This is a genomic window from Priestia sp. FSL W8-0524, from assembly GCF_038005965.1.
GTDB classification, from domain to species: domain Bacteria; phylum Bacillota; class Bacilli; order Bacillales; family Bacillaceae_H; genus Priestia; species Priestia zanthoxyli.
In genome coordinates this window covers 3920386-3933847 of the sequence record NZ_JBBOUG010000001.1, presented here as the reverse complement: position 1 = coordinate 3933847, position 13462 = coordinate 3920386, and the positions used below count along the sequence as shown (strand labels likewise).

Below are 13462 nucleotides of genomic sequence, written 5' to 3'. Positions count from 1 at the left end.
CTCAAGGCAAGAGGATTTTTTTATGTCAACAACTTGAGGTGAAAAACAGTGAACGTAAAAGCTACCGTCCTTGACGAACAGGCTATCCGCCGCGCTTTAACTCGAATTGCACATGAGATTATTGAAAAGAATAAAGGAATCGAAAATTGTGTGCTAGTGGGGATTAAAACGCGAGGTATTTATATCGCAAAACGTTTAGCAGAACGAATTGCACAAATTGAAGGAAACACATTGCCAGTCGGAGAACTAGACATCACGCTTTACCGAGATGATTTATCGAAAGTGACAAGCAATGACGAACCTCTCGTAAAAGGATCAGATATTCCGACAGACATTGCAAATAAGAACGTCATCTTAGTAGACGATGTGTTATATACGGGCCGTACGGTTCGTGCAGCACTTGATGCACTAATTGATATCGGTCGACCGGAACTCATTCAGCTGGCTGTTTTAGTGGATAGAGGACACCGCGAGCTGCCGATTCGAGCAGACTATGTTGGTAAAAACGTACCGACAGCTAAAAGTGAAAAAATTGCGGTGCATTTGATGGAAGTAGACGAAAAAGACCACGTGTCTATTTACGAAAAATAAATTATATACCCTTTTAAATAGTAGTCCCGTGAGGCTGCAAAAGGGGGGTCACTATACAAGGAAAACTATACTGCGGTATAGCGTCTTCCTTGTATGCTGAAAACCTCTTTGCCTCTGCGTAAAGAGGTTTTTTTATAGTGATAGGAGGAAAAACATATGAGTCAACAACGAGATTTTGTACTTGATATACATGATAAACCAAAAGCAGTAAATTGGTTAACATTGAGTCTGCAGCATTTGTTTGCAATGTTTGGATCGACGGTGCTAGTGCCGTTCCTAGTCGGATTCAGCCCGGCAATTGCTTTGATTTCAAGCGGGGTAGGAACGCTTGCTTTCCTGCTCATTACAAGAGGTCAAATTCCTTCTTACCTTGGTTCATCGTTCGCGTTCATCACGCCAATCATTTTCGCAAAAGCTTCGTTTGGACCTGAAGAAACGATGGTTGGCTGTTTCTTAGCCGGACTTGTGTATGGAATCGTTGCTTTGATTATAAAAGGAACAGGAATTAATTGGATTATGAAGCTGCTTCCTCCGGTTGTAGTAGGACCAGTTATTATGGTTATAGGCTTAGGATTAGCTAATACAGCAGTAGGCATGGCGATGAACGATGCAAAAGGAAATTACAGCTTAACTTACCTGATGGTTGCGCTTGTGACACTAGCGATAACAGTTGCTTGCTCAATCTTCTTTAAAAACATTATCAGCCTGATTCCGGTACTGATGGGAATTATCGGCGGATACATCTTCGCTTATACACAAGGATTGGTAGACTTTTCAAAGGTAATGAAAGCAGAGTGGATTGAAATACCTCACTTCTACGTGCCGTTCGTCACATACACGCCGTCCATTTCATTAGGGATTGTGCTTATCATGGTACCTGTAGCAGTCGTAACACTTTCAGAACATATTGGACACATTCTTGTTTTAAATAAGATTGTGGATCGAAACTATATTGAAAAGCCAGGGCTGCACAGATCGATTTTAGGAGACGGAGTAGCCACTATGCTTGCTGCGCTGATCGGCGGACCTCCAAACACAACATATGGTGAGAACATCGGAGTGTTAGCCATCACAAAGGTGCTTAGCGTATTTGTAATAGCAGGAGCAGCAGTTTTCGCGATTTTGTTCGGGTTTGTCGGCAAAATCAACGCTCTTATTTCAAGTATACCAACGCCGGTCATGGGTGGGATTTCAATTCTCTTATTCGGAATCATTGCTTCATCAGGCTTGCGCATGATGGTGGATGCAAAGGTAGATCTTGGATCAAAACGAAACTTAATGATTGCTTCGATTATCTTAGTGTTAGGAATCGGAGGAGCACACTTAGATATCTCAGAACATGTAAAGATTGATAGCATGGCACTGTCTGCTATCATGGGAGTTCTGCTGAATCTAGTTCTGCCGAAAGAGAAGATAAAAGAAGCAGAAAACGTTCAACAAACGTCAGCACGAAAAATTTCATAGAACGCCTTTTAATTGAAATCCAGAGAGGTTTCTAAGGGTGTGTGAAAAGCGCGTTATAGACGAAGCTTGTTTTCTTACACCCTTTCTAAGTTAGAAAGGGTGTTTTTTATAAAGAAATGCGAGGAAAGCAAAAATGGAGGGAATCGATATGAAACATTTAGTGACAGTCTCAACACTAGAAACAAATGAAATTCTAGAGATTTTAGACAGCGCTGAAAACTATCGAACGAATAAACAAGGATGGAAACCGGAAGAGAAAATGTTTGTTGCCAACTTATTTTTTGAAGCGAGCACGCGTACTCGATGCAGCTTTGAAATGGCAGAACAGCAGCTAGGATTAACAACAATTCCGTTTGAAGTAACAACTTCAAGCGTCCAAAAAGGAGAAACGCTTTATGACACGATTGAAACATTAGCTTCAATCGGTGTTCAGTCAGTTGTTATTCGCCACCCGCAAGATCGTTATTATGAAGCACTGCAGGAAAAAGTATCGATTCCCATCATTAATGCAGGAGACGGATGCGGTCAGCATCCAACTCAGTGTCTGCTTGATCTACTGACAATTCGCCAAGAGTTCGGCTCGTTTAAAGGATTAAAAGTCGCAATAGTCGGAGATTTGCGACATAGCCGCGTAGCGAGATCGAATGCAGAAATGCTGACAAAACTAGGGGCGACCGTATATTTTGCGGGACCTGAAGAATGGAAAGATGAAGAGAACAGACACGGTACATATCTTGATATCGATGAAGCAATCGAAACGGTCGATGTTGTGATGCTACTGCGTATTCAATTTGAAAGGCATGAAGAGAACACTTCAGAGCTTGCAAAGAACTACCATAGCCGCTTCGGATTAACCGTTGAACGAGAGCGGAAAATGAAATCACATAGCATTATTCTTCATCCAGCTCCGGTGAACAGAGGAGTCGAAATTGCAGATGAGCTCGTTGAATGTGAACGCTCAAGAATTTTTAAACAAATGCAAAATGGCGTATACATTCGCATGGCAGTATTAGCAAGAGCGCTACAACCAATTGAAAGGGGACTTAATAATGACAACAATTATCAAAAATGCTACATGGTTAAATGAAGGAAAAATTGAAAAAGTCGAACTGAAAATTGAAAATGGTGTAATTGCTGAAATAGCTTCACACATTGACGTACAGAATGAAGAAGTCATTGATGCAGGCGGGAACTTCTTATCACCGGGTTTAATCGATGTCCACGTTCACTTGCGTGAGCCAGGGGGAGAAAAGAAAGAAACAATTGAAACAGGTACTCTAGCAGCTGCAAAGGGCGGTTTTACAGCAATTGCTGCAATGCCGAACACGCGTCCAGTGCCTGATACTGTTGAACAAATGGAGTGGGTAAACAAGCGCATTGAACAAACAGCACATGTGCGCGTATTACCGTACGCATCGATTACTACTCGTCAATTGGGAAAAGAATTAACGGACTTTGAAGGCTTAAAAGAAGCGGGAGCATTTGCTTTTACAGATGATGGAGTAGGGGTTCAGTCAACAGGAATGATGCTAGAAGCGATGAAAAAAGCCGCTTCATTAAACAAAGCAATCGTTGCACACTGTGAAGATAATGATTTAATTAACAAAGGCTGCGTACACGACGGGAAATTTGCAAAAGAACATGGACTAAACGGTATCCCATCTATCTGCGAAGCCGTTCAAATTGCACGAGATGTCCTGCTTGCTGAAGCAGCAAACTGTCACTACCATGTGTGTCACGTAAGTACAAAAGAATCCATTCGCGCCATTCGTGATGCGAAAAAAGCAGGCATTCGCGTAACTGCAGAAGTAACGCCTCATCATCTGTTACTAAATGAAGAAGATATCCCGGGACTTGATTCGAATTTCAAAATGAATCCGCCGCTTCGAGAAAAAGATGATCAACAGGCATTAATTGAAGCTTTATTAGACGGAACGCTTGATTTTATCGCCACTGATCACGCACCGCACACAGCGGACGAAAAAGCAGAAGGCATGGAGCTTGCGCCGTTTGGAATTGTGGGACTTGAAACAGCTTTCCCGCTTCTTTATACAAACTTGGTATTAAAAGAAGTAATGACGCTAGAGCAGCTAGTATCGTATTTAACAAACAAGCCGGCTGAAACATTCAATCTTCCTTATGGCACGATTGAAGTGGGAAAAACAGCGGATTTAACCATCATTGATCTTGAAACAGAAAAAGCAATTAATCCAGAAGAATTTGTATCCAAAGGTAAAAACACGCCGTTTGCTAACTGGGTATGCAAAGGTTGGCCGGTAATGACATTAGTAGAAGGTAAACGAGTATGGGAGGATGTTAAAGCATGCAACGTCAACTAATTTTAGAAGATGGAACAGTATTTATCGGAAAAGGATTCGGCAGCGACAAAGAAATGACAGGAGAAGTTGTTTTCAACACGGGAATGACAGGATATCAAGAAATTCTATCTGATCCATCATACTGTGCACAAATTGTGACATTAACATATCCTTTAATCGGAAACTACGGTATTAACCGCGATGACTTTGAGTCGATTGAACCAGCTGTACACGGTTTGATTGTAAAAGAAATTTGTGATGCTCCTTCAAACTTCAGAAGCGAACTATCAGTAGATGAATTTTTAAAACAAAAAGATATTCCAGGATTAGCTGGAATCGACACGCGAAAATTAACGCGAAAAATTCGTCAGCACGGTGCGCTTCGCGGACGCGTGTGCAGCATGGAAGTCAATGTAGAAGAAGTGGTAGCACAGCTTCAAAATCATGAACTTCCGACTGATTCAGTTAAAAAAGTATCAACGGTGAAGCCTTACCCAAGCCCAGGCAGAGGTAAAAAAGTGGTACTCGTTGACTTTGGAATGAAACACGGAATTTTACGTGAATTAACAGCTCGTCAATGCGACGTGATTGTGGTTCCTTATAACGTAACTGCGCAAGAAATTCTTCAATTAAATCCAGATGGCATCATGTTAAGCAACGGACCTGGAGACCCAAAAGACGTACCGGAAGCAATCGAGATGATTCAAGGGGTTTTAGGGAAGGTTCCGCTTTTCGGAATTTGTTTAGGACATCAGCTGTTTGCCCTAGCATGCGGAGCAGATACAGAAAAAATGAAATTTGGTCATCGTGGATCCAACCATCCTGTAAAGGATCTAAAAACCAATAAAGTAGCTCTTACATCTCAAAACCACGGCTATACAGTGTGTGAGCCATCTCTTGTCAACACGCCATTAGAAGTGACGCACGTTGCGCTTAACGATGGAACAGTTGAAGGAGTAAAGCATAAAGAATATCCGGCATTTACGGTTCAGTATCACCCTGAAGCATCACCGGGACCTGAAGATGCAAACGGATTGTTCAACGAATTTATGGATCTTATGAAAAACAATCAGAAAGTAGGTAATTGCTAATGCCAAAACGTCAAGATATTAACACAATTCTCGTAATCGGATCAGGACCAATCGTCATTGGACAGGCGGCAGAGTTTGACTATGCAGGAGCGCAAGCATGTATTGCGTTAAAAGAAGAAGGATACAAAGTTATTCTTGTGAACTCCAATCCTGCAACAATCATGACAGATTCAGAAATGGCAGACAAAGTATATATTGAACCTCTAACGGTTGAATTTGTAAGCTCAATTATTCGTAAAGAACGCCCGGATGCACTGCTTCCAACGCTTGGCGGTCAAACGGGACTGAACTTAGCGGTAGAATTACACGAAACGGGCATTTTAGAAGAATTTAACGTAGAAATTCTCGGGACAAAATTATCAGCGATTGAACAAGCTGAAGACCGTGAGCAGTTCCGTTCATTAATGAATGAACTAAATCAGCCTGTCCCAGCAAGTGAAATCATTCATTCACTAGACGAAGCGTATGCGTTTGTTGAACAAGTAAACTATCCGGTAATCGTGCGTCCTGCTTATACGCTTGGCGGTACGGGAGGCGGAATTTGTAACAACGAGCAAGAGCTGATTGAAATTGTAACAAGTGGGTTAAAACACAGTCCTGTAACACAGTGCTTACTTGAGAAAAGCATTGCAGGCTTTAAAGAAATTGAATATGAAGTAATGCGCGATGCAAACGATAATGCGATTGTAGTATGTAATATGGAAAACTTTGACCCGGTCGGTATTCATACGGGAGATTCAATTGTTGTAGCACCAAGCCAAACGCTAAGCGACCGTGAGTATCAGCTGCTTAGAAATGCGTCACTAACAATTATCCGAGCGCTTAAAATCGAAGGCGGATGTAACGTTCAGCTAGCACTAGACCCAGAAAGCTTCCAGTATTACGTAATTGAAGTAAACCCTCGTGTAAGCCGTTCGTCGGCCTTAGCATCAAAAGCAACAGGGTATCCAATTGCAAAATTAGCTGCAAAAATTGCGGTAGGGTTAACATTAGATGAAATGATGAACCCGGTAACTGGGAAGACATACGCATGTTTCGAACCTGCACTAGATTACATCGTATCTAAAATTCCACGCTGGCCGTTTGATAAATTTGAATCAGCTAACCGTAAACTAGGTACACAGATGAAGGCAACAGGGGAAGTAATGGCAATTGGCCGCACGTTCGAAGAGTCAATTTTAAAAGCCGTACGCTCACTTGAGTCAAACGTTCATCACTTAGAGCTAAAAGATGCGCATGAATTTGATGATGCCATTATTGAAAAACGTATTCGCAAAGCTGGCGATGAGCGATTATTCTACGTCGCAGAAGCCATTCGCCGCGGCGTAACAATTCAGCAAATTCACGAGTGGAGCAAAATCGATCTTTTCTTCTTAGTAAAACTTGAAAAAGTGATTGCTTTTGAAAATGTGTTAAAAGAAGAGATTCATAATGTAGAAGTTTTACAGGAAGCAAAAGAAATGGGATTTGCAGACTGCACGATTGCTAAGCTATGGAATCAAACAGAGCGTGAAGTATACGACTTCCGCAAACAAAACGGCGTGATGCCAGTATACAAAACGGTAGATACATGTGCAGCAGAATTTGAATCGACAACACCATATTTCTACGGCACGTTTGAAGATGAAAATGAATCGATTGTTACAGATCGTAAAAGCGTTGTGGTGTTAGGATCAGGTCCGATCCGCATCGGGCAAGGAATTGAGTTTGACTATGCAACGGTTCACTCGGTGTGGGCGATTAAAGAAGCTGGATACGAAGCGATTATTGTCAATAACAATCCAGAAACAGTGTCAACTGACTTCAGTATTTCAGATAAATTATACTTCGAGCCGCTGACGATTGAAGATGTGATGCATATCATCGATTTAGAAAAACCAGAAGGTGTGGTTGTACAGTTCGGTGGTCAAACAGCAATCAACTTAGCGGATGAGCTAGAAGCAAGAGGGGTCAAGATCTTAGGTACGTCGCTTGAAAGCTTAGATGCAGCGGAAGACCGTAAAAAATTCGAAGCGACGCTAGCGCGTTTAGAAGTACCTCAGCCGCTTGGAAAGACGGTTACTTCAGTTGAAGAAGCAGTGGTTGTCGCAAAAGAAATTGGTTATCCGGTGCTTGTACGTCCTTCATACGTACTGGGCGGACGCGCGATGGAAATTGTGTATAAAGAAGAAGAGCTGCTTCATTATATGAAACACGCGGTAAAAGTACACGCTGATCATCCTGTATTAATCGACCGCTACTTAACAGGAAAAGAAATTGAAGTCGATGCCATTTCAGACGGTGAAACAGTGGTTATTCCAGGAATCATGGAGCATGTAGAGCGCGCGGGTGTCCACTCAGGCGACTCCATCGCTGTATACCCACCGCAAACTCTGTCACAGGACGTAAAAGATACGATCATTGATTACACAACACGAATTGCAAAAGGCTTAAACATTATTGGACTGCTTAACATTCAGTTCGTCTTATCAAAAGGAGAAGTGTTTGTTCTTGAAGTAAATCCTCGTTCAAGCCGTACGGTGCCGTTCTTAAGTAAAATCACGCGTATTCCGATGGCGAATGTGGCAACAAAAGTAATTTTAGGAACAAGTTTAAAAGATCTTGGCTATGAATCAGGCATGCACCCTGAAGAAGAAGGCGTCTACGTAAAAGTGCCGGTCTTCTCATTTGCAAAGCTGCGCCGCGTAGATATTACGCTTGGACCTGAAATGAAATCTACTGGAGAAGTAATGGGGCAAGATTCAACGTACGAAAAAGCATTATATAAAGGACTAATTGCGTCAGGTATGTCCATTAAGCCGTACGGTTCAGTACTTATGACAGTAGCGGATAAAGATAAGGAAGAGGCAACAGCGTTAGCAAAGCGCTTTGCTAATATTGGCTACCAGGTGATTGCAACGGAAGGAACAGCTTCAACGTTTACAAAAGAAGACATTCGCGTAAAAATAGTAAATAAAATTCATCATGAAGATCACAATCTTTTAGATGTGATACGAAAAGGTGAAGCGCAGCTGGTCATCAACACGCTAACAAAAGGAAAACAGCCTGCGCGTGACGGATTTAAAATTCGCCGTGAAGCAGTTGAAAATGGCGTACCTTGCTTAACATCACTTGATACAGCAGAAGCGATTTTACGAGTGCTTGAAACGATCAGCTTCCATACAACGCCAATGAAAAAAGTTCGTCCAACCAAAGAGGTGACAACCGTATGATCAAACATGAAATGATGCAAGTCGTCAGTCAGCGACCGTTAACACACAATGTATATGAATTAACCCTTCAAGGCGAGCTTGTTCGTTTCATGAATGAGCCGGGGCAGTTTGTGCATATCCGCGTTAACAACGACTATTTGCCACTGCTTCGCAGACCAATCAGTATTGCAGAAATTGATCAAACGCACGAACAATTTACGATGATTTACCGTGCAGAAGGGGCGGGAACATCGCTGCTGGCTGAAAAACAAGCCGGACAGTCGATTGACGTGTTAGGTCCCCTTGGCCACGGTTTTCCATTAGATGCGATAGAGTCAGGTCAAACGGCTTTATTAGTAGGGGGAGGCATTGGAGTGCCTCCGCTCTATGAGCTTTCAAAAAGACTTCGTGAAAAAGGCGTGCAGGTTATCCACGTCCTAGGTTTTCAATCAAAAGCAGACGTATTTTATGAACGAGAGTTTTTAGCTTTAGGAGAAACATATATTGCAACGGTAGACGGCTCTTACGGAACAAAAGGTTTTGTCACAACGGTGATTGACGAGCATCAGTTTTCATATGACGTTATGTTTTCATGCGGTCCAACTCCGATGTTAAAAGCACTAGAAAATAATTATACAAACAAGCCGCTTTACATTTCTTTAGAAGAAAGAATGGGCTGTGGAATCGGCGCTTGCTTTGCATGTGTATGCAGGGAAAGTGAAGATTCTACGGCGTATAAAAAAATCTGCAGCGACGGTCCCGTCTTTCAAGCAGGGGAGGTGCTTCTATGAGTATGCTAAAAACGACATTGCCAGGGTTAGATTTGAAAAATCCAATTATGCCAGCATCCGGCTGCTTTGGATTTGGGCGTGAGTATGCTCAATTTTATTCACTTGATGCACTTGGAGCCATTATGATTAAAGCGACTACTGCTGAAACTCGTTTTGGCAATCCAACTCCTCGCGTAGCGGAGACATCTGCAGGAATGTTAAATGCGATTGGATTACAAAATCCTGGGCTAGAAAAAGTAATGAATGAAGAGCTCGTTTGGCTTCAGCAATATGATGTGCCGATTATCGCGAACGTAGCCGGTGCTTCAATTGAAGAATATGTGCACGTAGCAAAAGAAATTTCAACCGTATCAAATGTGAAAGCACTTGAATTGAATATTTCATGTCCTAACGTAAAGGAAGGCGGAATTGCGTTTGGCGTAGATCCTGTCATCGCTGCTCGTTTAACAAAAGCGGTAAAAGATGTTTCAAATGTTCCAGTTTATGTTAAACTATCACCAAACGTATCCAATATTGTAGACATGGCAATGGCTGTTGAAGAAGCTGGCGCGGATGGCTTAACGATGATTAATACGCTTCTTGGGATGCGTCTGGATTTGAAAACAGCTCAGCCGGTTTTAGCGAACGGCACAGGCGGACTGTCAGGACCTTCAATTAAACCGGTAGCGATTCGAATGGTGTATGAAGTGAGCCAAAAAGTAAACATTCCAATTATCGGTATGGGCGGAGTGACGACTGCTGAAGATGCACTTGAATTTTTATATGCAGGTGCAAGTGCCGTAGCGGTTGGTACAGCAAACTTTGTCGATCCGTATGTATGCCCAACCATCATTGACGAACTGCCAAGGCTATTAACATCATTAGGATACGAGCATGTTTCAGAATGTATCGGAAGGAGCTGGAAAAAGCGTGAAGCAACCGTTAATCATTGCTCTTGATTTTTCATCAATTAACGATGTACAGCAGTTTTTAATGCCTTTTCAACAAGAATCATTATTTGTGAAAGTAGGCATGGAACTGTTTTATAAAGAAGGGCTATCCATTATTTCTGCATTAAAAGAGCAAAACCACCAGATTTTCTTAGACTTAAAGCTTCATGATATTCCCAATACGGTAAAGCAAGGAATGAAGTCTTTGGCTTCTCTTGAAGTGGATTTGGTTAACGTTCACGCAGCCGGCGGAACGAATATGATGCAAGCAGCCGTTGAAGGACTTGACTTAGGAACCGCTGCTGGCAAAAAACGTCCGGATTGTATTGCGGTTACTCAGCTAACAAGTACATCGGATGAAATGCTAAAAGAGCAGCAGCTGATTACGCACTCGATGCAAGAAGTGGTTACGCATTATGCAGCGCTTGCTAAAAAAAGCGGACTAGACGGCGTTGTATGTTCTACTCATGAAGTGCCTTCGATTCGAAAAGCAGCAGGAGAGGACTTTTTGACCGTAACGCCGGGTATTCGTATGGGGGCAGATTCAGTAGATGACCAAGTCCGCGTAGCAACGCCTCAGCTAGCGAGAGAATATGGCTCAAGTGCCATTGTGGTTGGACGTTCTATTACTAAAGCAAAAGACCCGCTTAAAGCATATTATGAGATGTTACAGCAGTGGAAAGGGGAGCGTATTACGCGATGACAAAACTACGAAAAGAAATTGCAAAACAATTAATTGATATTGAGGCAGTAAGCCTTCAACCGAACGATCCGTTTACGTGGGCCTCTGGAATTAAGTCGCCTATTTATTGTGACAACCGTCTAACGCTTAGCTACCCAAAAGTGCGAAAAGAAATTGCAAAAGGTCTGCAGCATTTAATTAAAACGTATTTTGCCAATGCAGAAGTGATTGCTGGTACAGCTACAGCTGGTATTCCTCATGCAGCATGGGTAAGTGAAGCGCTAGAGCTTCCAATGTGCTATGTGCGAAGCAAAGCAAAAGAACATGGACAAGGAAATCAAATTGAAGGAAAAGTAACAAAAGGTCAAAAAGTAGTTGTGATTGAAGATTTGATTTCAACTGGCGGAAGTGTATTTACCGCAGTCGATGCATTAAAAGCGCAGGGTTGTGAAGTACTGGGAGTTGTTTCTATCTTTACATATGAGCTGGAAAAAGCGCGTCAGCTGTTTAAAGAAAAAGAACTTCAAGTTTATTCTTTAACAGACTACTCTACGCTAGTAGAGGCGGCAAACGAAGCGGGATACATTGAAGAAGAAGCGATGGAAAAGCTATTTAAATGGCGTGAAAATCCTTCAGATCCTTCATGGATGAACTAAACTAAAAACCCCCTATATAGAAAGGGGGTTTTTGTTATGACTGGCGCAGCTTCAGTACAAGTTCTTCGCTAGGCGTTACGTACACCGTTTGCTGATTATCGTACGTCACAAAACCAGGTTTAGCACCGCTTGGTTTTTTTACGTGGCGAATTTTTGTATAGTCCACTGGTACCGAACTTGAATTCTTGGCTTTACTAAAGTAAGCAGCAAGGTGAGCCGCTTCTAAAATTGTTTCTTCTGAAGGCTCTTGGCTGCGGATAACAACGTGAGAACCCGGTATATCTTTCGTATGAAACCAAACGTCATCACGAGCAGCAAGGCGATTTGTTAAATACTCATTTTGCTTATTGTTTTTTCCAACTAAAATCGTCGTGCCGTCGCTTGAAACGTATTGTTCAAGTGTAGGCGTGGTGTTTTTTTGTTTTTTTGCTTGCTTTTGCTGACGGTTGCGCAAATATCCTTCTTCCACAAGCTCTTCGCGAATCTCGGCAATGTCTTTGTGAGTAGCAGTATCCATTTGCTGAATAAGTGATTCAAAATACTGTACTTCTTCGTTTGCTTTTTCAATCTGTTCGATTACAATCGAAACGGAATTTTTCGCTTTTTGATACTTTGTAAAATAGCTTTGAGCATTTTGAGACGGTGATTTTTGCGGATCTAATGAAATCGTAAGTGTACCGCTATTTTCATCGTAATAATTAATAACATCCACTTTCGCATCTCCTTTTTTGACAAGGTGTAAATTTGCCGTAAGGAGTTCACCGGCTAGCTGATAATCAGATGCTTTTTCTGCATTTTGCAGCGTTTGCTCAAGTTTTTTTATTTTTTTCTCATTTTTCTTTTTCTCGGTGGAAATAAACTGTACTAAATCATGCGCTTGCTGCTTTACACGATCTCGCTCTGCTTTCCCGTAGTAATAGCGGTCAAGAAGCTCGCTGATAGTTGCATACGTTTTTTTCGTACCCTCTAAATGCGTTAATTCGAGTAAATAAAAATAGTCTTTTTGATTAACGGTTGTCAGAGTCGGTGTAAACTGACCTTCTTTGATCAGCGTCATGGTTTCGACGAATGATTTTGGAAGGGTAGAACGATTCGCTAAGCCAGAGCGAAACACTACTTCATTTGCAATTAAAGGAGAAAGCCCTGAGAAGGTCTGCACTAGCTGGTTAGCTAGCTTTCCGCTATTAAAATCAATTTTTTTAACCACGGTTTCCTCGTCCGCTTCAAATGGATGAAGCTTATCTTGGCTAGGAGGCAGTACGTAAGGAGCTCCGGGTAGAAGCGTACGATGCCTGTTCAAGGCCATTGGAACATGCTTAATACTGTCGATAATCGTTTGTTTTTCTTTATCTACAAGTACAACATTACTATGTCTTCCCATGATTTCAATAATAAGCTGCTTGTACGTCACGTCGCCAATTTCATTTCGTCCTTTTGTTTCAATGACTAAAATGCGGTCTAATCCAAGCTGATACACTTGTTCAATAATGCTTCCTTCTAAATGCTTGCGAAGAAGCATACAAAACATAGGAGGCTCAGATGGATTTTCATAGGGCTCATTTGTAAAATGAACGCGTGAATAGTTAGGGTGAGCTGAGATTAAAAGTTTGCGGTTTTCACCTTTAGCGCGTACTTGTAAAATCAACTCGTTTGGAAACGGCTGATATATTTTTGAAATTCGTCCTGAAACCAAGGTCTCAGATAATTCTTGTAAAATGCCATATGTAAAAATACCATCAAATGACACAG

General features: G+C 41.9%; 11 protein-coding genes. 10 read left to right on the top strand and 1 reads right to left on the bottom strand.

The genetic code is table 11. The annotated features are described in order from the left end of the window. The first annotated feature begins 48 nt into the window (after nucleotides 1–48). The 10 genes from pyrR (at nucleotide 49) to pyrE (ending at nucleotide 11713) form a co-directional block, all read left to right on the top strand. Nucleotides 49–591 (top strand): bifunctional pyr operon transcriptional regulator/uracil phosphoribosyltransferase PyrR, encoded by a 543-nt coding sequence (gene pyrR, locus NST66_RS20550; RefSeq protein ID WP_013058940.1) that lies wholly within the window; start codon nucleotides 49–51, stop codon nucleotides 589–591. A 156-nt stretch (nucleotides 592–747) separates the two neighbouring features. After that, nucleotides 748–2055 (top strand): uracil-xanthine permease family protein, encoded by a 1308-nt coding sequence (locus NST66_RS20545; RefSeq protein ID WP_028411467.1) that lies wholly within the window; start codon nucleotides 748–750, stop codon nucleotides 2053–2055. Nucleotides 2056–2203: 148 nt separating this feature from the next. Beyond that, nucleotides 2204–3142, top strand: coding sequence for an aspartate carbamoyltransferase catalytic subunit (locus NST66_RS20540; RefSeq protein ID WP_028411466.1), 939 nt, complete (start codon nucleotides 2204–2206; stop codon nucleotides 3140–3142). Beyond that, entirely contained in the window at nucleotides 3105–4394 is a 1290-nt protein-coding gene (locus NST66_RS20535; RefSeq protein ID WP_340843678.1) for a dihydroorotase, read from the top strand. Before NST66_RS20540 ends, NST66_RS20535 begins: the two co-directional genes overlap by 38 nt. Continuing rightward, nucleotides 4379–5464, top strand: a complete 1086-nt coding sequence (locus NST66_RS20530) for a carbamoyl phosphate synthase small subunit (RefSeq protein ID WP_028411464.1) — start codon at nucleotides 4379–4381, stop codon at nucleotides 5462–5464. Before NST66_RS20535 ends, NST66_RS20530 begins: the two co-directional genes overlap by 16 nt. Continuing rightward, the gene (gene carB, locus NST66_RS20525) at nucleotides 5464–8676 is read left to right on the top strand and encodes a carbamoyl-phosphate synthase large subunit (protein ID WP_014458390.1); all 3213 of its coding nucleotides are present in this window, start codon (nucleotides 5464–5466) and stop codon (nucleotides 8674–8676) included. The genes NST66_RS20530 and carB overlap by 1 nt, the downstream gene beginning before the upstream one ends. Continuing rightward, on the top strand, nucleotides 8673–9446 hold the full coding sequence (locus NST66_RS20520) for a dihydroorotate dehydrogenase electron transfer subunit (RefSeq protein WP_034265289.1): 774 nt from the start codon (nucleotides 8673–8675) through the stop codon (nucleotides 9444–9446). Before carB ends, NST66_RS20520 begins: the two co-directional genes overlap by 4 nt. Further along, nucleotides 9443–10384 carry a dihydroorotate dehydrogenase gene (locus NST66_RS20515; protein ID WP_013058933.1) on the top strand — a complete coding sequence of 314 codons (942 nt, stop codon included), beginning with the start codon at nucleotides 9443–9445 and terminating at the stop codon, nucleotides 10382–10384. Before NST66_RS20520 ends, NST66_RS20515 begins: the two co-directional genes overlap by 4 nt. Further along, complete coding sequence (gene pyrF / locus NST66_RS20510; RefSeq protein ID WP_028411462.1) at nucleotides 10356–11078, top strand: orotidine-5'-phosphate decarboxylase; 723 nt, start codon at nucleotides 10356–10358, stop codon at nucleotides 11076–11078. Before NST66_RS20515 ends, pyrF begins: the two co-directional genes overlap by 29 nt. Next, nucleotides 11075–11713 carry an orotate phosphoribosyltransferase gene (gene pyrE / locus NST66_RS20505; protein ID WP_029715075.1) on the top strand — a complete coding sequence of 213 codons (639 nt, stop codon included), beginning with the start codon at nucleotides 11075–11077 and terminating at the stop codon, nucleotides 11711–11713. Before pyrF ends, pyrE begins: the two co-directional genes overlap by 4 nt. A gap of 34 nt (nucleotides 11714–11747) precedes the next feature. Here the strand turns inward: pyrE and NST66_RS20500 are convergent, their stop codons facing one another. Further along, nucleotides 11748–13460, bottom strand: coding sequence for an Rqc2 family fibronectin-binding protein (locus tag NST66_RS20500; RefSeq protein ID WP_028411460.1), 1713 nt, complete (start codon nucleotides 13458–13460; stop codon nucleotides 11748–11750). Nucleotides 13461–13462: the final 2 nt, after the last annotated feature.